This window comes from Stenotrophomonas sp. B2 (assembly GCF_014947095.1).
Classification (GTDB): Bacteria; Pseudomonadota; Gammaproteobacteria; order Xanthomonadales; family Xanthomonadaceae; genus Stenotrophomonas; species Stenotrophomonas maltophilia_P.
In genome coordinates, this window is the sequence record NZ_JADCQA010000020.1 from 1 (window position 1) to 19,506 (window position 19,506).

21 protein-coding genes are annotated in these 19,506 nt (G+C 66.3%); 4 read left to right on the top strand and 17 right to left on the bottom strand.

The features are described from left to right. Positions 1–119: 119 nt before the first annotated feature. Positions 120–1,385, top strand: coding sequence for an integrase arm-type DNA-binding domain-containing protein (locus IMX13_RS17920; RefSeq protein ID WP_193396918.1), 1,266 nt, complete (start codon positions 120–122; stop codon positions 1,383–1,385). Between the two features lie 3 nt (positions 1,386–1,388). Here the strand turns inward: IMX13_RS17920 and IMX13_RS17925 are convergent, their stop codons facing one another. After that, positions 1,389–1,901, bottom strand: a complete 513-nt coding sequence (locus tag IMX13_RS17925) for a hypothetical protein (protein WP_193396867.1) — start codon at positions 1,899–1,901, stop codon at positions 1,389–1,391. 54 nt (positions 1,902–1,955) lie between these two features. Then, the gene (locus IMX13_RS17930; protein WP_193396868.1) at positions 1,956–2,291 is read right to left on the bottom strand and encodes a hypothetical protein; all 336 of its coding nucleotides are present in this window, start codon (positions 2,289–2,291) and stop codon (positions 1,956–1,958) included. A 67-nt stretch (positions 2,292–2,358) separates the two neighbouring features. On the opposite strand from IMX13_RS17930, the gene IMX13_RS17935 reads away from it, so the two are divergent. Further along, positions 2,359–3,024, top strand: a complete 666-nt coding sequence (locus IMX13_RS17935; RefSeq protein ID WP_193396869.1) for an SOS response-associated peptidase — start codon at positions 2,359–2,361, stop codon at positions 3,022–3,024. Between the two features lie 27 nt (positions 3,025–3,051). Here IMX13_RS17935 and IMX13_RS17940 read toward each other — a convergent pair whose 3' ends face one another. Genes IMX13_RS17940 through IMX13_RS17970 form a run of 7 tightly spaced genes read right to left on the bottom strand, consistent with a single transcriptional unit; the run spans position 3,052 to position 8,607 of the window. Further along, positions 3,052–5,835, bottom strand: a complete 2,784-nt coding sequence (locus IMX13_RS17940) for an SGNH/GDSL hydrolase family protein (protein ID WP_193396870.1) — start codon at positions 5,833–5,835, stop codon at positions 3,052–3,054. Between the two features lie 9 nt (positions 5,836–5,844). Further along, complete coding sequence (locus IMX13_RS17945; RefSeq protein ID WP_193396871.1) at positions 5,845–6,867, bottom strand: hypothetical protein; 1,023 nt, start codon at positions 6,865–6,867, stop codon at positions 5,845–5,847. Further along, entirely contained in the window at positions 6,864–7,139 is a 276-nt protein-coding gene (locus IMX13_RS17950; protein WP_193396872.1) for a hypothetical protein, read from the bottom strand. Before IMX13_RS17950 ends, IMX13_RS17945 begins: the two co-directional genes overlap by 4 nt. Further along, positions 7,115–7,549: a hypothetical protein gene (locus IMX13_RS17955; RefSeq protein ID WP_193396873.1), complete on the bottom strand. Its 435-nt coding sequence runs from the start codon at positions 7,547–7,549 to the stop codon at positions 7,115–7,117. The genes IMX13_RS17950 and IMX13_RS17955 overlap by 25 nt, the downstream gene beginning before the upstream one ends. Beyond that, positions 7,536–7,778, bottom strand: coding sequence for a hypothetical protein (locus tag IMX13_RS17960; protein WP_193396874.1), 243 nt, complete (start codon positions 7,776–7,778; stop codon positions 7,536–7,538). Before IMX13_RS17960 ends, IMX13_RS17955 begins: the two co-directional genes overlap by 14 nt. After that, on the bottom strand, positions 7,775–8,092 hold the full coding sequence (locus IMX13_RS17965) for a hypothetical protein (RefSeq protein ID WP_227255505.1): 318 nt from the start codon (positions 8,090–8,092) through the stop codon (positions 7,775–7,777). Before IMX13_RS17965 ends, IMX13_RS17960 begins: the two co-directional genes overlap by 4 nt. Next, positions 8,089–8,607, bottom strand: coding sequence for a glycoside hydrolase family 104 protein (locus tag IMX13_RS17970; protein ID WP_193396875.1), 519 nt, complete (start codon positions 8,605–8,607; stop codon positions 8,089–8,091). The genes IMX13_RS17965 and IMX13_RS17970 overlap by 4 nt, the downstream gene beginning before the upstream one ends. Before the next feature lie 119 nt (positions 8,608–8,726). Between IMX13_RS17970 and IMX13_RS17975 the strand changes: the two genes are divergently transcribed. Together IMX13_RS17975 and IMX13_RS17980 are read left to right on the top strand one after the other, a co-directional pair. Next, complete coding sequence (locus tag IMX13_RS17975) at positions 8,727–9,185, top strand: hypothetical protein (RefSeq protein ID WP_193396876.1); 459 nt, start codon at positions 8,727–8,729, stop codon at positions 9,183–9,185. Between the two features lie 99 nt (positions 9,186–9,284). Further along, entirely contained in the window at positions 9,285–9,830 is a 546-nt protein-coding gene (locus IMX13_RS17980) for a surface-adhesin E family protein (RefSeq protein WP_193396877.1), read from the top strand. A 147-nt stretch (positions 9,831–9,977) separates the two neighbouring features. Here IMX13_RS17980 and IMX13_RS17985 read toward each other — a convergent pair whose 3' ends face one another. The 8 genes from IMX13_RS17985 to IMX13_RS18020 are packed head-to-tail and all read right to left on the bottom strand — an operon-like array spanning position 9,978 to position 19,439. After that, complete coding sequence (locus IMX13_RS17985; RefSeq protein ID WP_193396878.1) at positions 9,978–12,122, bottom strand: hypothetical protein; 2,145 nt, start codon at positions 12,120–12,122, stop codon at positions 9,978–9,980. Beyond that, positions 12,122–13,273 carry a hypothetical protein gene (locus IMX13_RS17990; RefSeq protein ID WP_193396879.1) on the bottom strand — a complete coding sequence of 384 codons (1,152 nt, stop codon included), beginning with the start codon at positions 13,271–13,273 and terminating at the stop codon, positions 12,122–12,124. The genes IMX13_RS17985 and IMX13_RS17990 overlap by 1 nt, the downstream gene beginning before the upstream one ends. Before the next feature lie 19 nt (positions 13,274–13,292). Beyond that, complete coding sequence (locus tag IMX13_RS17995) at positions 13,293–13,931, bottom strand: hypothetical protein (protein WP_193396880.1); 639 nt, start codon at positions 13,929–13,931, stop codon at positions 13,293–13,295. 20 nt (positions 13,932–13,951) lie between these two features. Next, complete coding sequence (locus IMX13_RS18000) at positions 13,952–14,389, bottom strand: hypothetical protein (RefSeq protein WP_193396881.1); 438 nt, start codon at positions 14,387–14,389, stop codon at positions 13,952–13,954. Continuing rightward, positions 14,386–15,000 (bottom strand): hypothetical protein, encoded by a 615-nt coding sequence (locus tag IMX13_RS18005; protein ID WP_193396882.1) that lies wholly within the window; start codon positions 14,998–15,000, stop codon positions 14,386–14,388. Before IMX13_RS18005 ends, IMX13_RS18000 begins: the two co-directional genes overlap by 4 nt. Beyond that, positions 15,000–15,509, bottom strand: coding sequence for a hypothetical protein (locus tag IMX13_RS18010; RefSeq protein WP_193396883.1), 510 nt, complete (start codon positions 15,507–15,509; stop codon positions 15,000–15,002). The genes IMX13_RS18005 and IMX13_RS18010 overlap by 1 nt, the downstream gene beginning before the upstream one ends. 37 nt (positions 15,510–15,546) lie before the next feature. Further along, positions 15,547–18,027 (bottom strand): hypothetical protein, encoded by a 2,481-nt coding sequence (locus tag IMX13_RS18015; protein WP_193396884.1) that lies wholly within the window; start codon positions 18,025–18,027, stop codon positions 15,547–15,549. Beyond that, positions 18,027–19,439: a hypothetical protein gene (locus tag IMX13_RS18020; protein WP_193396885.1), complete on the bottom strand. Its 1,413-nt coding sequence runs from the start codon at positions 19,437–19,439 to the stop codon at positions 18,027–18,029. The genes IMX13_RS18015 and IMX13_RS18020 overlap by 1 nt, the downstream gene beginning before the upstream one ends. Positions 19,440–19,506: the final 67 nt, after the last annotated feature.

Here is a 19,506-nt window from a genome sequence, read left to right on the forward strand (position 1 = left end):
GCCCACCTCCACCAACGAGCGGTCCGCCAAGGACCGGAGAAGCCCGGAAACCCCCGCATCACAAGGGTTTCCGGGCTTTTTTATTGTCCGCAGCAGACCGGGGCAATCCGTTTCAATCCATGAGACGGTGGGGGTATATCAAGGGGTATCCGACCGCACCCACTGAAGCGATACCCCCAATGCCTCTGACCGACGCAGCCATCAGGCGCGCCAAGCCCAGCGACAAGCCGCAGAAGATCACCGACGGTGGCGGCCTGTACCTCTATCTCGCCCCGACCGGCGCGCGCAGTTGGCGCTGGAAGTACCGCATCGCCGGCAAGGAGAAACTGCTGTCGATCGGCCTGTACCCGGATGTATCTTTGGCGCGCGCGCGCGAGGCCCGCGACGAAGCCCGTCGGCTGCTGGCTCGAGGCGTCGACCCGGGCGCGCAGAAGAAGGCTGCTGCCCTCGCCCAATCCGCCCTAGGCTCGGACAGCTTCGAGACCATCGCCAATGAGTGGCTGGCCGCGCGCCCCTGGGTGCGCAGCTATGCGGAGAAGGTCGAAGCATGGATGAAGAACGACGTGTACCCGTGGATCGGGTCACGCTCTGTGGCCGACCTCACCGCGCCAGACTTCCTCCGGGTGGCCCGGCGCATCGAGGACCGCGGTGCGATCGAATCCGCGCACCGGATCATGCAGAACTGCGGCCAGATCATGCGCTACGCCGTGGCCACTGGCCGGGCCGAGCGAAACCCGGTTGCCGACCTGAAGGGAGCGCTCGCGCCGCCGAAGGAAGCCCACCACGCAGCGATTACTGACCCGGTGCAGCTGGGTGGCCTGCTGCGCTCCATCGAGGCATACAGCGGATCCGCCATCACCCGCGCGGCGCTGCGCCTGGCGCCGCTGGTGTTTCTGCGTCCTGGCGAACTGCGACATGCCGAATGGGAGGAATTCGACCTCGACGCGGCCGTGTGGACCATCCCTGCCAGCAAGATGAAGATGCGTGCTGCGCACCTGGTGCCGCTGTCCAGGCAGGCGCTGCAAATCTTGGAGGACATCAAGCCGATCACTGGCCGGCACAAGTGGGTGTTCTCTGGAGCCCGCGACGCCAAACGCCCGATGTCGGAGAACGCCGTTACCGCAGCGCTGCGCAACATGGGTTACGACCGCACGATGATGACCGGCCACGGCTTCCGCGCGACGGCTCGCACCATTCTGGACGAGGTCCTGCACTTCCGCCCGGACATCATCGAGCACCAGCTTGCGCACGCGGTGAAGGATCCCAACGGCCGGGCATACAACCGCACATCGCACCTGCAGGAGCGCGTGCGGATGATGCAGGTCTGGGCGGATTATCTCGATGGCCTGCGCGATGGCAACGTGGTGAAGCTGCGGGTCGGATGACGCCTACACGCCCCGCCGAATCTGCTGCAGCCCTGCTCTCACCCATGCCTTGGTGCGGACGTCTCTCGCGCGGGGTTTCGTCTCTGCTGGCGGCTTGCGCGGCTCCAGCGCGTCCTTGATCCGTGTCAGATCCATCGCCCCAGACTCAGCCAGGCGCCGCGCCTGTTGCTGCTGCTCGCGCGTAGGCGGCAGGCCGGGCAGTGGCGGCGGCAGTTGGATCGGGGTGCTGTCCGTCAATCGGGCGACGGCCTCGCGCAGAGGCAGGTCGGGATAAAGCCTGGCCGCGCACCAGCGCTCGGCATACCGCTTCGCCTGCCGGACGCTCGCCGCGCGCACTTCCTTCACTTCCCAAAACTTTTGGCCTTCCAGCCATAGGCGCACCCCCGGACCGCCATCGAGTTCGACGCCGGCCGTCTCCCGGCCGTTGTACCAGAGCGCCCAGCGCTCGCCGGTCTGGACCCAGCCAGAGGGGATCGGGGCGGTGCGGAAACCGTAGTGGCCGTGCGGAGGAAGCATGGCCGGGAGGATACGACTTGCCGTCTCAGATCCTCAGACAGCTGCGTAAATCCTTCAGAGAATGGTGGACAAGCCCTGTAGCAAGAATCCCAAGGCGACCAGCAACATTCCTCGCCTGAAGGCCCGCTCCTGAACCTCCTTTCGCTTGAACTCGAGTTCTCCGCCATCGGCGAAGGCCCCGTAGTAAGGCGGTGACAGCGAAGCCCACACCACTCCCACGATGTCGATGTTCAGCCCTACCAAGGTCAACACTGTCTTCAAGCGCTCATGGTCGGGGCTGATGAGCAGCCAGAACGCCACCCAGATCACCGCCGTGGCTCCGAACACTATCGCCAACTGAAAACGGCCCCACTTGACACGAATTTCATGGTCTTCCGGGTACTCCGACATGGGCGCAATTCCTTTTGGGGCGGCGGTCGGAGATTAGCAGACGCCACCTATTACCTCAGGACTAGCCATGTGCGGCCGATTCGTCCAGCTCCCAGTGATCGACTTCGGCCAGCCGGGGCTGGCTGACCTTGCCCCCGGCCTGGCCGAGATCCAGCCCAGCTACAACCTCGCCCCGACACAGCGGGCGTCGGTGATCCTCGACCGCGGCGAAGGCCGGCAGGTCACCCGGCTGGCCTGGGGCCTACTGCCGTTCTGGGCCAAGGCAAAGGGCCTGCAGGGCTCAACCATCAACGCCCGCATCGAGACGGTGGCCACCAAGCCGGCATTCCGCACGGCGTTTAAGAAACGCCGATGCGTCATCCCGATGGCCGGCTACTACGAGTGGTCGGTCAGCCCGATCGACGGGAAGAAGGATCCATGGTTCATCCACGCGGCCGAGCCGCTGCTGGCGGCCGGCCTGTGGGAGGACAGCAGCCCGCTGCTGCCAGAGGGCAACCTGGGAACCTTCACCGTCATCACCGGGGACAGCAGCGGCGTGTCGGCCGACATCCACGACCGCATGCCGGTCTGGCTGCTGGCCAGCCAGATCGATGAGTGGATGGCAGCCGATCCCGACGATGCGATGGCGATGCTGCTGGCCAGCGAGCCCCCATCCATGGAGGCCTACCGGGTCAGCCGTGCGGTCAACACGCCCAGGAACAACCGCGAGGACCTGCTGCAGCAGGTCGAGTGAGGCAGGCCGTCCGGGCCCTGCCCTCGCCTACTCGAACGCCTCGGGCAGATCGAGCCGCAGCCTTGCCAGCATCGCCTGGTTGCCGGCCACACCCGGGTGCACGTTGTCCCCCGAGTTCATCACCGGATCCCAGGTGGCCCCGTCGTTGTTGGCGGACAAGGCCAGATCGAAGCGAACGGGAGGCAGCAGATCCGCGCCGAAGTAGCCGCCGACGATGTCGGTGTTCATCTGCGCGCGCAGGCCGGCCGGCGTGCCGTTCAGCGGCGGCAAGCAACCGATGGCGATTCGGCTCGTCCTCTTCCGCAGCGCATTGAGGATCGCTGTCATGTTGCTGCGCCATGCCGCCTGTGTGCCGGCAGTCAGGGCATCGTTGGTGCCCAGCGTCACGACCACCACCGTATCCCTGCCGCACAGCGAGACAGCCTCTCCCATTGCGCTCACGGCGTGACTGGACAGCTGGCCGCCCCGAGCCATGACCACCGTGTCCAGCGATCCCTTCCCCGCGCGCTCGGACTCGACCATGCGCGACCAGGTCTTGTCGTACTCCGGGTAGGGCAGCCCACCGATCTGCGAGCCTTCCGTGATGCTGTCGCCGAGCAGCAGGACGGCAGCCGGCCGCGCCGCAGGGAACGGATAGTCCGCGACCATGCGGAACCTGTCGACGGCTACGCCGCCGGCAGTGGTGGACGGGAACACCAGGCACGGCGCTCCCCAGGCACGCCCGCTATCGGCTCCCGTGCCCGCGCCATAGTCCAGCACCAGCTCGACCTTCTCGCCGCTCTTCCTGTTGGTGAGGATGAACTTCGTGGAGAACCAGCTGCGCTGCATGTCCAGCCGGACCTGCGAACCGGCCAGGGTCCAAGGCACTGCAATCTCAGCGGCAGCAGCCCCCGGCGCGGTGGTTCCATTCCACTTGTAGACCCGCAGCTGTCCGGTAGCTCCATCCACGATCGCAACAGGGCTGTCCAGTACGGTCCCGCCGCTGTCGCGCACAAAGCCGATGCCCCACACCTGTGCCGCTGCCGTGACATCGGCGTATGCGGTCAGGGTACGGCGCATCAGCAGCGACTTCCCGTAGTACGTCGGGATGCACCGGTTTCCCCAGGACGAAGATACCGCGCTTACGAGGCGACCCTGAGACACTATCGCACCGGCGAGGGTCCAGCCAGCCATTGCGCCGTCGAAACGCTCTTCCAGCAGAGACGGTGGAATGGCCTCCCCCACCACGTCCGAGAGCTTAATGCTGAGAGTTTGGTACTCGACACGCAGCGCGACTCGAACAGCAGCGGTCCCCCAGTCCTGGACATCACCAATGCCGCCGGCCTGCGGGAATCCAGAGGTGGAGAGCGAAGGGCCGCCACCGCTGGCGAACCGGATGTTGTTACCGCTGCCAACCCGAACATAGACGTGACCACCGACAGGCACGTCGAATGGGGTGAAATGCGTGCCCGCCTGCCATGTGTTCAAGCCGTCTTCGAAAGGTACGGCCTCCTTGAAGGTGACCACCCGATCCGGTCCTTGCGCTTCGATGATGGCGACACCACTCCCGGCGTATACGGCCTGAATCAACGAAACCGCGCCTCCCGGAGACGGGTCTGCCGGACCGTAGCCGTACTGTGCCGCGGCGTTGCCCGTGTAGCTGTCAGAAACCGAGCCAACCGCGACCGCCTCGGTACCGATCGCCGCCAAGCCAAGAAAATCCGAGGCCTTTCGCGCCAGAGAGTCTGCCTCCATAGCCTGCGCTGCGGCACGGGTAACCTGAGCATCCAGCGGATCTGAGCCGGTGCCGCTGATATCGACACGAAGGGCCAGCCGTCCCGTGTATGAGAGAACCGGGGGACCCTGAACGTCGCCGACCGCAACCGTGTCTTCGGGGTTCCAACGCGCGGTGCCAATCTGCGTACCGCCAGGGGTATCGAACGTGAGGTTCACGCCCGTGAGCGCCTTGTAGGCGATGTACGAGCCGGCGTCGGCGATGATGTTCAGGTCGATAGACGCGATGCCGGCTGCGGGCCTGGACACCGGGAAAATTGCGATGGTGCGCGTTCCGATGCCATCCGCGCGCGGCGAAAGCACATGAATCTCTCCGGTTGCAGCTGCCCGGAACCCAATCTGCGCACGCAGAAGGAGTGCCCGGTACGGCGTAGGTGTCGCGTTCGCCAGAACCAAGTTGGTCGAAGCAGAGGTGGTGGTCGAGGTAGTGGAGCCAATGCTGCTGTTGACCATGGACGTGCTGAGCCCTGTATTGAGGCGAAGGGCATTCACGTCGGAGACGTCGGCCTTCGCGGCAAGCGCCTGTGCGGCAGGAACGTCGGTGATCAGGCTCGCGGAGGAAGAGTTCACGCGCACGTAGACCTTGTAGGCCACATTGCTGTCGCCAGACTGCACTTTGAACTGAGCCCCGTCCGCAACGGCTGCCAAGCCCGTACTCACATCCGCGTAGATCGGGGAGCCGGCGAAGACCGAATCCCGGATGGTGTCGATCTCGCTTTCCAGCTCCGCCTTGGTTGAGTTGAGTTGGTCCGGCTGAACCGCTGAATCTGCTCGTCCGCCCTGGCTCGCCGTCGCGAAAGCGTTCGACGGCTGGAACGCGGCACTGCCCAGCCCGTCCGCGATGTTCTCCAGCGCACCCACCTTGAAATCCAGCGTCTCCGGATCAGATGTGCCGTCCGTGCCGATCTTGCGCTGCACGGCCTCGATAGCGTCGTTGGCATCGCCGTGCTGATCGGAGTGCGTGCGCGCCTGCGCCTGGCTGTCGTTCGGCTGCGGGTTGTCGAACTGATCGATTTCGGCAGGAAATTTCGTGGTCATAGGGCTACCTCAGGAGATGCGAACGCAGAGGACGGAACCGTTGCGGTACATGGCACCGACGGCCACACCAGCGGTGGCGGCGGCGGCATCGTCAACGGCGTTGGGAAGGGTGGCCAGCGACGCGACGGCTACGAAGTCGGCGGCGTCGTGGGTCGCGGCTGTGCCCAGGCCGAGGGCGTCGGCGATGTCGGTAACCGTCACATCGCCCTGCAGGCCGACCACGGATCGGGTGGCGTCCACGTCTGCGGCGTCGAGCGAGACGGTGCCGGTCTGTCCATTCACCGACTGGACCAGGTCAGGCGGCGTCTGCAGCAGCGTCCAGTCGGCCATCGTGCCGCTGGTGCCGCCGTTCTGGATGTAGGTGCGGCTCTGGTCCGTGCGGACGGCAACGTCACCCTCTTCCACCACCAGCGCCAGCTGCGCGGCCTGGCTGTTCACCACGTAGGTAGAGGTGATCGCCAGCGCCGGCAGGTACTGCGTAGGGATCTTGCTGGCTGCATCCAGCGGCGCAACGCCGTTGGCCGCTCCCTTCTGTGCGGCGATGCGCGCGTCGGCGCGCGCGGCGGTGAAGTACAGGTTGGCGCTGCCTTCGGCAAGGTCGTCGGTGCTGGCTGTCGCGGTGGCCACCACGCGGCCGTACTGGTCGATCGTGGTCTTCACCAGCGCCTGGCCGTCGAGGGTGTCCAGAACCTCCTGCAGGCGGAACGTGGTGTCGCCGTCGCGGCCGTTGCCGTTGCTGATCGACAGGCCGCCGCCGGCCTGGAAGGTGCGCATGCGCCACTGGCCGGGGGCAACCAGCACCGGGTAGCCCATGCCGGAGATTTTCGAGAACGCATCGAGGTTTCGCGGAACGCCCGTCAGCCGATCCCACGGCACACTGCTGCCGCCGGCGTCACCGCCGAACACGGCCGGGTCGATCAGGGTTTTGCCATCCGCCGCGTACAGATTGATGCCCACAACGGCGCCCTTCGTGGCATCGGCATTGATGTTCACCACGCGGCCAAGGTTGTCCTGGAGCTTGACCTTGCTCACGGCTGGGTCTTCCCCTCGCCCAGGCTGCGGATCTCGCCCATGCGGCTGTCGCAGTCCTGCAGAGTGATCAGGTTGGCGTTGTAGGCGGCCACCACGGCCTCAACCGTGCGGGATGTGGCGCGCTTGGCCGGGCACGGCTTGGTCAGGCGGGCGTCGACCGGCACCAGCTTCTCGACGGTGATGTGCACCACCTCGGGCAGCTTCGGCCGCTCGGGTTCATGAGCACAGCCGGCCAGCGCCAGCACGATCAGAGCAAGGGGATGGAATCGCACAGCTGGATCTCCAGTTGGGACCGGCACGCCGGCCTGGTCTTGGCGGCCTGCAGCTCCTTCTCGGCCGCGGTGGCCCGGCGCTGGCCCTCGGCCGCTGCCGCTTCGGCACGCCTTGCGGCTTCGGCCGCTGCCTTGCGCGCCAGCTCGGCCGCGTTGATGGACGCCTGGGTCTGGTCGTTGACCTGCTCCAGCAGCGCGCCGCAGGCGTTCGCCGCGCGCAGGTTCTCGGCGGATTCGGTCCGTGCGTCGTCGCGCTGCTTCTCGGCCTTGGCGATGCTGGCCTGGGCCTTGGCAGCCGCGCCGTCCTCCCCACGCTGGCAGCCCGCCACGAACAGGCCACCGGCCAGCAGCACCCACAGGGCCCAGCGGATCAGGTCCGCATACGGCCGGATCGGGTCAGGGATCAGCACGGCGACCTCCCCTCGGCTTCTGCTTGAAGCTGGTCGCCACAGGCACCAGGAACGCGCCGCCGACAGCCAGGCTGCCCAGCACGATCAGGCCCCACTCGGGGAACAGGTTCTGCGCGCGCTCCGGCATGAGGGCATAGGCGCCGAGCGCGGCGGCGGCGGCGGCGGCGAGAGTGGCCAGCCAGGTACTCGCGCGGCCGGCCACGCCCTGCCAGTTGAAACGGTCCTTCACTTCAGCCCCCTGAGCTGTTTCAGCTCCCGGATGTCCTGCTTGTTCTGCTCGACCTGCACGGCCTGCTTGGCCAGTTCGAGCTTCAGCGCCGGGACGTCGGCCAGCTGGGTGTTGATGGTCTGCAGCTGCTGCTGCACGGTCAGGACCTGCTGGTTGGTGACCTGCTGCTGGCTCAGCAGGGTCTGTACCGACCCCACCAGCCACAGCACGCCGGCAACCACACCGCCGGCGAACGCGCCGACGATCCACTTTTCGACGGGTCCCAATGAGAGGCGAGTGCGGCCGTCCTGGCTCGGCTGGGTTTCCATGCTCATGCGCTCCCGCCCACCTTCCCGCCGGCCTGTCGGTATACGTCCAGCAGGTTGGCCAGCTTCTTCTCGGGCTGGCCGTAGCCGGCCCCCGGCAGGCTCGCCCAGATGTTGCGGACCTTGGCGATGGCCTCCGCGATGCGACCCGACTGGATCAGCGGCAGCGCTCGGCGCTCCCGGATCAGCTGGATGGCCCAGCGATCCTGCGACAACGGCCCGAAGTCCGGCAGCTTCAGCAGGTCCCGGTAGTGGGCATAGTCCTTCAGCATGAACTGGTAACGGCCCGACGCATTCGAGGTCAGGCCCTTGCTGTTGATGCGCTTGGACTTCCGACCGCGCGAGAACGGATGCACCGAGTAGTCGGTGAACACCTCCGGCACCCGGTCAGCACCGGTCACGATCACGTCGTAACCGCGGTCCTTGGTTGCCGGGCTTGTGCTCGTCCCTTCTGCCCAAGCCAGCATCTCGAGGAACGCCACGACGTTCTGCCCGCCCGCCTCCTGTGCTGTGATTCGTGCCACTGTCGGCCCCCTTGGAAGTGATGGGCCTACGGTGCCTTCAGGGGCTGGCGGTTCAATGGGCGCTGGACGCGCAGCCATGCGGGCGGGCTAGAATCCGGGCTCCAACCAAGGAGATGGTGATGGCGCTACCTCTGCATTCATTTGAACGGATACCGACCACCGAGGCCTCGGCGGGTGACCTGGTCTACATCTACAACGGCTGGTGGATAAGGCTCGAGAACGAGGAAGGCGAGGACAAGCGAGGGCTCATTTTGTCCGGCCCGGAGGCTGGAAAGATTGGGAAGTGGCCTGTTGCCAATGGCATTCGTATCGCACACGGAAACGGATGGCAGGTCCTCGCGAAGATCGGTCTTGCAGCTACAGGGAAGCTTCCGGCTGTCTCGATTGGCGAAGAGGGTGTTACGTTCCACGGCCATGAATGGAACATTCCTGAGATGCAATCTTCCTTTACGACCCTCGGACAAGAAACGCTGTCGCGGCGGGAACCATGGGAGTACATCAGCACTTTCAGCATCTGGCTGACGGATGATGATGGGAAACCCTTCGGGACGGAGCCTGTCTTCACAGTGGGGGAGTGACGCAACGGCCCGGGCAACCGGGCCTTTCCTTTGGTACGGGGCTCGCCGGGGCTGGTGGTACCATCCGGATGCCCGGGATGGCCGGGAAAAGGGGGCGGGATGAAAAGGATTGCAGTTCTGCTGCTGTTGTTGGCCGCAGGCAGCGCGACCGGCCAGGATCGTTGGCAGTACGTCGGCGACGGGCTTGATGACGCGTTTGGCGCCTACATGGACACCGCATCGCTCGCGCGAAATGGCGACTATGCAGACGCTTGGTTCGAGTACAGATATTCGCGCCACAAGCGGCTTTCCAAAACTCTCAACTTCGTGCAGATCAACTGCGTGAGGCGGACGATCATCATTCAGTCTTTCACTGAGTACGGCCTGGACGGGAAGCGTGCTGGCGGCAGTCAGGGTCCAACCCAGCAGGCATATATTGCCCCCCAGTCGGTGGGTGAACTGCTGTGGGGCGCTGCCTGCCGAAAAGAATCAGAGCCGCATGGGATGGCGGAGGTTGCAGCTCTGGCCGAGCGCCTCCAAGCACGGGACCCGGACTACGGCCGGAAAATGTCCGAACTGAAGCCCACCCTTGTCTCCATAGAAGCGCTATTCCCACCAACTCTTTGGGCTCAGGTAATCGAGCTCGAGTACAACAAGCTGAGGTAGGCCCACATGGCAGACGACCGTTTCAACGATGCCGGGCAGTTCCACCCAGAGAGGGCGTGGAGCGAGATCCGACGGAAGGACTGGGAGCGCAAGCACGAGGCCAGCCTTGGATTCAAAGGCTGGGCTCTCGTGCTCGGCATCGTTGCATCATTGGCGGTCGCTGTTATCGGCGCGATCGCGTTCGTCTGGCACTACTTCCTGTAGTTCCGTTGCAAGCTCGGCCAGCTGCGGGTCATTGGTGCTGGCGGCGATGTTCCTCAGCGAGGCCAGTGAGCCTACGACGGAGCCTTTCGGCGCGGTGGTGGCACGAGACAGCCAGCGCACAGCCGGGGGATACGTGAAGAGCCTGGCAGCGAGATTGGCCGTGACCCCGCCTCCCAACAGCGAGGCTGTCGATGCTCCGGTCACGTCCATGAGGGACGCGACCAGGGCAGCACCGTAGGTGTATGCGGCAGCGCGGTTTGCGCTACCGCTGGGGTTGGCGAACACCTGCGAACCACTCTTGATGTTGTCGGCCACCCGGGCGATCTGGTCCATATCCTTGGCGAAGCCAGGGCCGTAGTGGCCAAACAGCTCCCGCCTCGCCTCGTCGGACAGCTTGCTCCAGTTGGTCATGAAAGTGCCTGGGCTGAACTGCTCGGCCGGCAGACCGGCCTGGCGCGGCGTCGGACGGCCCATCCGGTTCAGCACTGCGGCCGTCAGGGACTTTTTCCCATCATCCGGCAGGGCCTCCATCACCCGCTTCAGCGTGGTGCCGCCCTCACCCGCGCCAGCCATCACCGCGTTGTAGACCTTCTCTGGTCCGCCGGCCTTGTTCACCACGCGCTCCAGCTGCTTCAGTTGTTCCTGCGTGGACTTGAAGTAAGCATTGGCGCGCGCCAGCGCCTCGGGGGCTTTGCCACCCTGAGCCTGCACAGCGGCCTCGATGTCATCACCCATGGCGCGGTACACGCCGCGCAGCTGCGAGGTGGCCCGGTCAGGGGTCAGGGTGAAGTCGAACAGGCCGTTGCCCAAGTTTGACCGTAGATCCTTGAAGGTCTGGTAGGGCAACGCGGTCCCCCCATCACCCAGGTCCGATGCGATGTTGCGCGCCAGCTGCGTGACTTCGTCAGGGATCATCGACGCGGCGGAGGCAGGCGCGCCGGGATCGACAGCGGTCAGCCGTGCCAGCTCGGCATTGGTCCGATCCAGGCGCACTGGGGTATCCGACGGCACCAGCTGGTCCACGGCGTCATACAGCGCCCGGCGGCGTGCGGTGACGTCGCCCTTGAAGGCCGCGACGCCCTTCTCGATGGCGGTGCCGGCGTTCTGCCGGGTGGGATCTGCCGCCAGTGCGCGCGATCGCTCCCCGAGGTTCCTGGCGATATCGTCGCCCTGCCCCTCGGCAAAACGGCGCATCACCCCCGAGCTGGTCGGCGCTCCCGCCAGCAGGTTCTCCACGCCCTGCAGATTGGTGTTGCCCGATGCCTGGCCGACGGAAGGTGTCGTTCCCAGCGCTTCGAAGTCGGCGATGGTGTTCCGCATAGCCTCGCCGGAGCGGCCGCGCACTGCACCTCGCACAGCGGCAGCGCCGCCCTGCATAAGAGCCGCCGGGCCGATGCCGCCGGCGAGTGCGGCCGCCAACTGGCCAGTAGGACCTGCGCCGCTCTCTCGGGCCAGCCCGGCCGCACCAGAACTGCCGATCGTGCTGATCGCCTGCAGCACTGGCTGGGCAGTGAGGAATTCTCCAGCGCGCTCGGCAAGACCAGGTACTGCCGTGGGCGCCGGTGCAGCTGAAGTCAGCGTGGGTGCCACCGCACGCCCTGCATTGAGGGCTGCGCCGCCGCCAAGCGTCAGTGCGGTACCGGTCAGCGCCTCGCCGATATCGCCCAGCACGCGGTCGCCAGCAGTCTGTGCCTGCGGCAGGCCCAGAACATCGGCCAAGCGCGCAGCGTTGTCGCGGAAGCTGGCCACGGGTCGGCCGGTGATCTTCGTTTCCAGCGTGCCCAGGGCATCACCGCCCAGGGCGCCCAACAGGCTGCCGCCTCCCTGCAGCACCGAGCGCAGGCTGAACGCGGCGTCGCGCAACGGGCCAGCGCGCCAGCCATCCACCTGCCTGCCGGCGGCAGTGCTGTCGGTGGTCGAAGTCACGCCCGAAAAATCAGGCGGCAGCGCCTGCACCGCTGGCAGGTCGGTGATGGGCATCTGCCCTCCGCCAAACTGCCGCTGCAGCACCGCATTGATCTGATCATCAGGCATGCCATCGGGAAACTCGGCGATGCTGCCGTCAGGCAGCTCAACTTCGATCGGCATTACTCGATCCTCCCCGTGGCCGGGTTGAAGCGACGGCGGGCAGGGCCGGCTGGCACCGGTGCTGGTGCAGCGCCGCCGCCGAACGCCTCTACAGCGTTGGGCATCGCGCCGGGGCTTGCTGGACGGCCGTAGTTGCCGTTGATAAGTGCAGCCTTCCGCTGCTGCAGCTCAACCGCCTGCTGGTTGAAGCCAGCCAGGCGCTTCAGTGCTGCCGCCGCAGTGGCTGGGTCGTTTGCGCTCATGAGCTCATTGGCAGCGCGCTGTGCATCTCCCTCGGTCTGCACACCCTTATTGAGCCGCAGCGATTCGTTGACGATCTTGGTCAGGTCGGCCTGCCATTCGTTGTAGTTCACGTCTCCGGGGGTAGCAATACCGGCCAACGTGCGACCGCGCGCCAGCAGCGAACTGGTAGGGCTCACCTGCAGAGATCCATCCGCCAGGCGTTGCGCGTTCTTGCTGATGATGTCAGCCAGCACCTGCGTGCCCCCCAAGGCATCCTCCACCCCCAACAGTTCCCTCAACGCCGACACCGGCAGTGGTGAGTTGCCGCCGGCGTTCTTGCCAGCAGGATTCCACTGACCAGCACGCTGCAACGCGAACTGGGCGCCGTCGATGCCCATGGCTTGGCGGGTCCGCGCCGCGGATGCGAACGAGTTGGCGGCGCTAGCATCGGAGGCACGCGCTCGGGCGGCATCAGCCAGCATGCCTGCGCGCCCCTGCTCGGTGGTGCTGACTCCACCGCCGCCGGGCAGCAGGCGGTTGTTGATCAGGTTCTGGCCTTGGATGGCGGCCAGTTCGATGGGGCCGTTCGCCACGCCTACCAGATTGGCATTGGCCCCTGCCCAGTCGCCGGCCAGCGCTCTGGCTACGGCATCGCCTCGGAATCCCTGTTCCTGCGCGGCGCCGGTGTAGCCTGAGATCTTCGTCGGGTCGAAGCCGCCGCGAAGCGCCGTGGCAAGCAGATTGGCCTGTGCGGGGTCTGCCACCACGCCGCCAATGCTCGCCTGCAGCTGGTCGCGGGCCATCGCCTCATCGCGCTTGATCTGTGCGCCAGCCAACAGTGACGCGAGCTGCGCAGCGCGGGTCTGCCCACCCTGGTAGGCCCGCTCGTCGCGGGAGCCGCCACCGGCAAGTGCCTCGCCCAGAGACATCCATCCATTTCCAGCCATATCAGCGCCCCCACAGGTTCGAATTCTGGTACCAGGTGCCGGCCTGGTTACCGAAGCCCCCCAGCGAGCCAGCGGAGCCTGCCGTGCTTGCCGCGCCGCCTGCGCGCCCTGCCATGCCTCGACCGACGCCCTGCGCGATCTGACCAGCAGCAGTCAGCCACGGATCCGGGCGGATGCCCTGCAGCTGCAACTGAGCGAGGAAATCATCGCTCGCCGCTTCACGCCCGATCAGGCCGAGCTGCGCTGCGAGGTTCCCGCTCTGGAGCGCTTCCCGTCGCCGCAGCTGTTGCGGTGCGTCGATCCGAGCCATCAGGTTCGCTGCGCGCTGGCCATAGTCGCTGATGCCCAGCGCCGCGTTGTTGGATGCGGTGCGATAGGCGTCGCTCACTGCGCCGGCCTGGTTCAGGCCGCGGCTGGCCGCCAGCTGGGCGGCCTGTGACTGGTCGAGAAGCGCTCGCTCGGTGCTGGTGCGCTCGGCGCTGCCATCGTCCGTGGCGCGCTGTCCCAGAAGCTGGTTCACCGCGTAATCAGCACGTTCCTGATTCTCCGCCTGCTGGTAGATCCGGTTCGCTGCCTTCCGGTCGGCCTTCTTGTTGGCCTGGCTCTGCGTGTACTGCTGCGTTGCGGTGCCGAGCAGCACGATTGCAGTTGCGACCCACGTCATGGCTTTGCCTCCAGTTCCAGCGGCTCGTCGTCGGGCATGATCACCAGCGCCTCGATCCGCTCCAGGTCCGTTTCGTCCGTGAGGTGGACCGTTACCAGTTCGCTCGGCGCATGCGCGTAGATGGCACGCTTCATGCCCGGCGGCGAGTCGATGACGTGGAAGCCCTGTAGCTCGACCATGCCGTCGGCGGTGCGCAGAGTGACGTGGCCGGAGACAATCAGGGCATGCCGGAAGCGGTGCCGCTTCCCCACCACCAGGGCGCCGGCTGGCATCGACATACGGCGCAGGTACTGGCCGGGGAGGAAAGTGTGCTGCACCGGCATATCCGCCTGCGGCAGCTGCGCGCACAGGTCCTGCAACTGCACGATGTCAGCCAGCGAAGGCTGGCTCACCAGGCGGGCCATGGTGTTGATCACGTCCGGCATGGCGCTCATCGGGCACCGCCGTAGCCAAAGCCGGGTTGATACAGGGTGTTGTACACGTCGCGGAAGCCCCGGCGGTCTGCTGCTGCCTCACGGCTGCGCGTGTACACGTCGGCGAGGCCGCCGAAGATCTCTCCCAGCGAGTCTGCCCGCAGCCGGCCCTGCGCGGCCTGCAGGTTGCCCTGCAGCGCCTGAGCGGACTGCGTGGCGCCACTGGTCAGGCTCATGCCGCCGGCGACCTGCGACAGCAGGTTCTGTCGGGAGGTCTCGTCCGCCGCCTGCAGGTCGGCCAGCGCACCCTGCGCCAAGCGCTCGGCATCCAGTACGCCGCGCTGATAGTCTTCGCCCAGGCGCCGGTTGGCATCGATCGCGGCCGAGCCGCCGGCCAGCCCACTGCGTGCCATCGCAAACTTCAGGCTGCGGTCTGCCTGCTCCTTCTGCCGACCCAGCTCGCCGCCGTAGAAATCCTGGGTAGCGGCCAGAAAATCGTCATAGCCAGCCTGTCGGTTGGCAGAACTGTACAGCCGGTTCACCTGGTCGGTGGCGCGGTTGATGTTGGTGGTCCGCCACCCTTCGGTCTGTGCGGCGGCATTGGCCGCCTTGCTTCCGCTACTGCCGCCCATCAGGCACCTCGCATGCGTGAGAAATGGGCGATGTCCTCGCCGTTTGCGCCCTGGCCTTGCCAGACGCCGTCGTTCTGCATCCCCAGAGAGCGTTCGAACCACTCGATGGCTCGCAGCCGGTCGGCCAGCGCATTGATCTGCAGACGCCGTGCCCCACCAGCGAAGAGCTGTTCCATCAGCCATCGACTGGCCTTCGTCATGGCGCGCCACTGTTCCGCCCACCCCTCTTCAGTCCCTACCATCCACGACTGCCAGATGCCGGGGCCAACGGGCTCGAATCCGCCAGCAGCAGCGGGCGTGCCATCGGCGCGCAGCACGGTGAGCGCGTAGGGGGAAGATGTGGCCCAGGCGTTCACCAACGCGTGCGCGGTGGTGTCCGGGTTGTAGGCGTCGCCGCCCAGGACGGCCAGGAACTGGCGCTGTTCTTCGCGCCGAAGAATGTCGGCCAACACCACCAGGTGGAGTGGCCGACAGGGCACAACATTGCGCGGGAGACGGGGGGAAATCATGCGGAAATGCTGACTTCCAGCCCGTGTTGATCAATGGTCATGCCATCGGCCGGAAGTCCTGCACGTACAGGCCGAAGGCGTTCCACTGCCACGCCTGCGCGCCGTTATAGACCAGCCGGACCGAGAACGTGGGCGCGGCCATCGCCATCGGTACCGGCCCGCCGGTCAGGGTGTCTGGGTCGACTTCATATGCAGGCGTGAAGGCACCGCCATTCGTCTGGTCGAATCCGATCTGGATGCCGACCTTCCCGCGGCCCACAACCTCGAACCCGTACAGCATCTTCGTGACGCCCGCGGGGCCGAAATCCAGCCATGGCCACTGGATCACACCTTGGAACGGCGTGAAGACACCGGGCTCCAGCTCGTCGCCGACGGCGCCGTCGACCATGCGATAGATGCGGTCGGCCGAGCGCAGATACAGCGAATCGCCCTGAATCGCCCAGGTATGCACCTCGAACGGGAACACATACCGCGACCATGCGCCGACTTGGCCGATCTGGGTCATGGTGTAGACGAACACCTCTGTTTGCCCACCACGGGCGAACATCAGCCAGTACTGGCCTGCCGCGGGGAAGTAGAGCCCGCGCGGCACCACCGCCGGATCGGCCAGCCACGCCTGTACCAGCGGATCGATGGGCATGCCCACGTCACCAGCCTGGAAATTGGTACTGCTGGCCGCAATACCCACGCTGCGCACGCCCTGGCTGGCCAGGAACAGCAGATCGTTGCCCACCGCCGCAATCGCGCGGTGCTGGGTGCTGCCGATCGGCAGCGCGTCCAACAGCGACATGCTGGAGGGATCCTCATCGATCTGCCACAGCTGGAACGCTTCGGCGTTGAACACGGCCAGGTTGCCGCGGTAGAGGCCCATGGCCGCCACCGGGTTTGCGCCGTAGTTCTGCAGGCCGGTGGGCAGGAAGCCTGCATCGTTGGCGCTGCTCCAGTCCTTCGGCGCCACGGTGGCGCTGTATGGCACGGTGTCGCCATTGCCGGCGAAGACCTTGGACGCACCGATCAGCACCACCTTGCTGTTCGGACAGTTCGGATCCTCCACGCGCCGGCTCACCGCCTGCCAGGTGACGCTACCGTCCACCACGGTGCCGCCGATAGTGGTTGGCCACACTGGCTCACTGCCGCCGCTGACGTAGAGTGGTGATGCGCTCCAGGTGACTCGGGTGATGGCGACCGCCTCCCAGGTCACGCCGCCATCCACCACCCGCCTGCCGAGGATGTTCGGCCACGCCGGTTCGCTGGCGCCAGTGTGGCCGGGTGCGTCCTGCACCGCCCGGTAGACCAGCCCTGCGGGAAGTCCGTTTGCCGCTCCGCTCACCACCAGGTTGTCGCCGAACGTCGAATGGCTGTGGTCCGCCACGGACCAGAGGCCGATCGCCGCCCGCGCGTAGGCAGCACCTGCCGGCCTGGCCGAGGTCGCAGTGGACGTCGCCACGCCATCGGTCACCATCGAGCCCTGCGTGTACGAGACCATCACGTCTTCGGCGTCGTACCACCGGATCTCAACCCACCCGCGCGTTGCACCGGCAACGGCTGAACCCTGGTCGATCAGGGCGGTTGCGCTCAGGCTCGCGCCGTCGGCTACAACGAACCGTGCCTGATTGACCGCGGTTCCGTCGCTGATGCGGCCGGGCAACTCCAGACGGCCCGCCGTGATCTGCGCGCCCCCCTCCACGTCCCAACCAGTGTTCCCTCCGCTGAAGTCGCCGTTGATGGCTGCCGTCGCCGTCGGCGCTGGCAGGTTCACCGGCCGAATCAGGTCTCCCTTTGCCGCCTGTTTTGCGGCAGTCCATTGCGGAACGGGGGCGCCGGCCGTGCCGCTGCCAGCGTTGGCCAGGGGGTTCTCGATCGGGACGTCTTCGTTGACCGTCGCGCCGTCGGTGGCTGGCCACTGTGGCTCGGTGTCGCCAGATCGAGCGTTGGCGCCGCTCACACCGGTGACGGTGTACTGGAATCCGTTGTTGCTCGTCGGCACGACGACGTTGCCGACCGCGCGGGTCGCGTACGCCTCCCACGGCGAGTGTCCGCCGCCGGTGTCGACCAGCCGGTATGCAAGGCCGTTGGGCACCGTCGGGCTTACCAGCGCGCCAGGCAGGTAGGTGGTCCCGGCCGCCCACGGCTTCCCCTCTTCCAGCCAGTAGTGATACGTCGTGCCGTCCGAGAATTCGGCAACCACGTACAGGAACCCGAGGAACGGCAGCGAGTAGTGGATCTCCTTCAACGTGGCCGCGCCGTTGCTCGGGTGCTTCAGCACCACCACGGAGTAGCCCGGGCCCGCCGGCATCACCTGGTCGGCGTAGACAACGAAAGCCCCTTTGAAGGAGGTCAGCCCGATCGTTCCGGGAGGCAGATCGAGGTGGATCCGTGCCGCCTGGCGCATGCGGATGGTTCGGGCAGCGGTCACGTAGCCGTTGAGCAGGTCGAACAGCGCATCCTCCGACGCGCCGCCCTTGTCGCGCAGGCGGGTGATGCCGGCCTTCACGGCGGTCAGGTAGGTCGCGCGCATCAGTTGTCCCCCGGCCAGCCGCCAACAGGAATCGGGCGCCGTGCGGCCGGGATCTGCCGCGTGCCCGGAATGTAGCGCCGCGTTCCGTGCGATCCCGCGATCAGCTGCCGCACGTAGGCCTGCGCCTGCTGCATGTAGTTGCCGGCGTCGGGCTGCTTGTAGTGCGCCTTCGCATTCGCCAGCGCATGCAGGAACACCGCGCGGCTGTTGACCGTCAGCAGGTCGTTGTCACCGGTGAGCCACTTCAGGCCCAGGTGCCCCCTGATCTTGATGAGGTATGCGCGGTCAGGTGCCGGGAAGATCTCGATGCAGCCGGTGATCCGGTAGTAGGCCGGCTTGCTCAGGGAGTCGCTGGTGTAAAGCACGGGGTCGATGCCCTCGATCAGCGGGGTCCACTGCACGTCGTCCTGGATGCCCGCCCAGGTGATACGCCGGAAGTCCAGGTACTGGTCTAGGTCCAGCGGAACGTCGTACAGGTTGGCGCCAGGCACGCACTGGATGGTCCACCAGCGCTCCGTTCGCAGCTCCTTGTACTGCTGGTACAGCTGGTCCTGAGCATCGCGGATGAAGCTGTCGACCATGGCATCGAGGTCGAACGGCCGGCGTTGTGCCATCTCCTGCAGGCGGCTGTAGTAGACCTCCGCGTCCTTCTGGCCGTACTTGGCCTTCGCGTCGGCGATCGCCTGCATCTCCACGGCCACACCGTCGATCAGGGTCTTGTCGTCGCCATCCACCAGCGGCGCCTTGCCGTCGCCGTAGCGGTCCATGGCGTACCGCTGCAGCAGCGAGTCCTGCGCGGTGTTGATGATCTGGTCCACGTCCGCAGACTTGGCCACCGTGGTGATGTAGCCGCCCAGCTGGTCGTAGTAGGCCTTCGCATCCTGCTGACCGTGGTGTGCCTTGCCATTGGCCAGTGCCAGCAGGAACACGGCCCACGGGTCGAGCGTGGTCACGTCGGCATCGTCCTGGAACGGTCCCAGCGGCGTGCCGACGCTCAGCCGGTACTGGTGCTGCAGGGCGACCTGCGCTTCGGACAGGAAGTTGGTCAGCAGCTCCTTCACGCCGGGTGCCCAGGCGTCGGCGGTGGCCTGTGCAGAGAAGCCGAGCCGACGCAGCAGGTCCAGGCGCAGCGCTGCCATCGTACGGGGTGCGGGCGTGCCAACGTAGGTGAAGCCCAGCGCAGTCGACACCGTCTGCCGCAGCTGGGTGAACGTGCGCTGCACCTTCACCGGCTCGACCACGAAGCCCAGGCGGCGGATCACCTCCTGCCTGGCCTTCTTCAATGACCACTCCACGCCGAGCGATGCCAGGTTCACCTGCCCGGTGTCGTAGTTGATCGGCGCGTCATATCCCAGCGGGCTGTCATAGACGTTGCCGCCGTTGACCATGATCGGTGCGTTGTTGCCGCCCATATCGTTCTCCAGAAAGAAAAACGGCCGACCGAGTCGCCCCGGCCGGCCGCCAGCCCGCCGCCAGCGG

What these genes read in the sequence shown, in the direction of transcription:
- IMX13_RS17920 (WP_193396918.1), top strand. Translation starts at nt 120, where the DNA reads ATGAGACGGTGGGGGTATATCAAGGGGTATCCGACCGCACCCACTGAA.
- IMX13_RS17925 (WP_193396867.1), bottom strand. Translation starts at nt 1,901, where the DNA reads ATGCTTCCTCCGCACGGCCACTACGGTTTCCGCACCGCCCCGATCCCC.
- IMX13_RS17930 (WP_193396868.1), bottom strand. Translation starts at nt 2,291, where the DNA reads ATGTCGGAGTACCCGGAAGACCATGAAATTCGTGTCAAGTGGGGCCGT.
- IMX13_RS17935 (WP_193396869.1), top strand. Translation starts at nt 2,359, where the DNA reads ATGTGCGGCCGATTCGTCCAGCTCCCAGTGATCGACTTCGGCCAGCCG.
- IMX13_RS17940 (WP_193396870.1), bottom strand. Translation starts at nt 5,835, where the DNA reads ATGACCACGAAATTTCCTGCCGAAATCGATCAGTTCGACAACCCGCAG.
- IMX13_RS17965 (WP_227255505.1), bottom strand. Translation starts at nt 8,092, where the DNA reads ATGAGCATGGAAACCCAGCCGAGCCAGGACGGCCGCACTCGCCTCTCA.
- IMX13_RS17975 (WP_193396876.1), top strand. Translation starts at nt 8,727, where the DNA reads ATGGCGCTACCTCTGCATTCATTTGAACGGATACCGACCACCGAGGCC.
- IMX13_RS17980 (WP_193396877.1), top strand. Translation starts at nt 9,285, where the DNA reads ATGAAAAGGATTGCAGTTCTGCTGCTGTTGTTGGCCGCAGGCAGCGCG.
- IMX13_RS17985 (WP_193396878.1), bottom strand. Translation starts at nt 12,122, where the DNA reads ATGCCGATCGAAGTTGAGCTGCCTGACGGCAGCATCGCCGAGTTTCCC.
- IMX13_RS17990 (WP_193396879.1), bottom strand. Translation starts at nt 13,273, where the DNA reads ATGTCTCTGGGCGAGGCACTTGCCGGTGGCGGCTCCCGCGACGAGCGG.
- IMX13_RS18000 (WP_193396881.1), bottom strand. Translation starts at nt 14,389, where the DNA reads ATGAGCGCCATGCCGGACGTGATCAACACCATGGCCCGCCTGGTGAGC.
- IMX13_RS18005 (WP_193396882.1), bottom strand. Translation starts at nt 15,000, where the DNA reads ATGGGCGGCAGTAGCGGAAGCAAGGCGGCCAATGCCGCCGCACAGACC.
- IMX13_RS18010 (WP_193396883.1), bottom strand. Translation starts at nt 15,509, where the DNA reads ATGATTTCCCCCCGTCTCCCGCGCAATGTTGTGCCCTGTCGGCCACTC.
- IMX13_RS18015 (WP_193396884.1), bottom strand. Translation starts at nt 18,027, where the DNA reads ATGCGCGCGACCTACCTGACCGCCGTGAAGGCCGGCATCACCCGCCTG.
- IMX13_RS18020 (WP_193396885.1), bottom strand. Translation starts at nt 19,439, where the DNA reads ATGGGCGGCAACAACGCACCGATCATGGTCAACGGCGGCAACGTCTAT.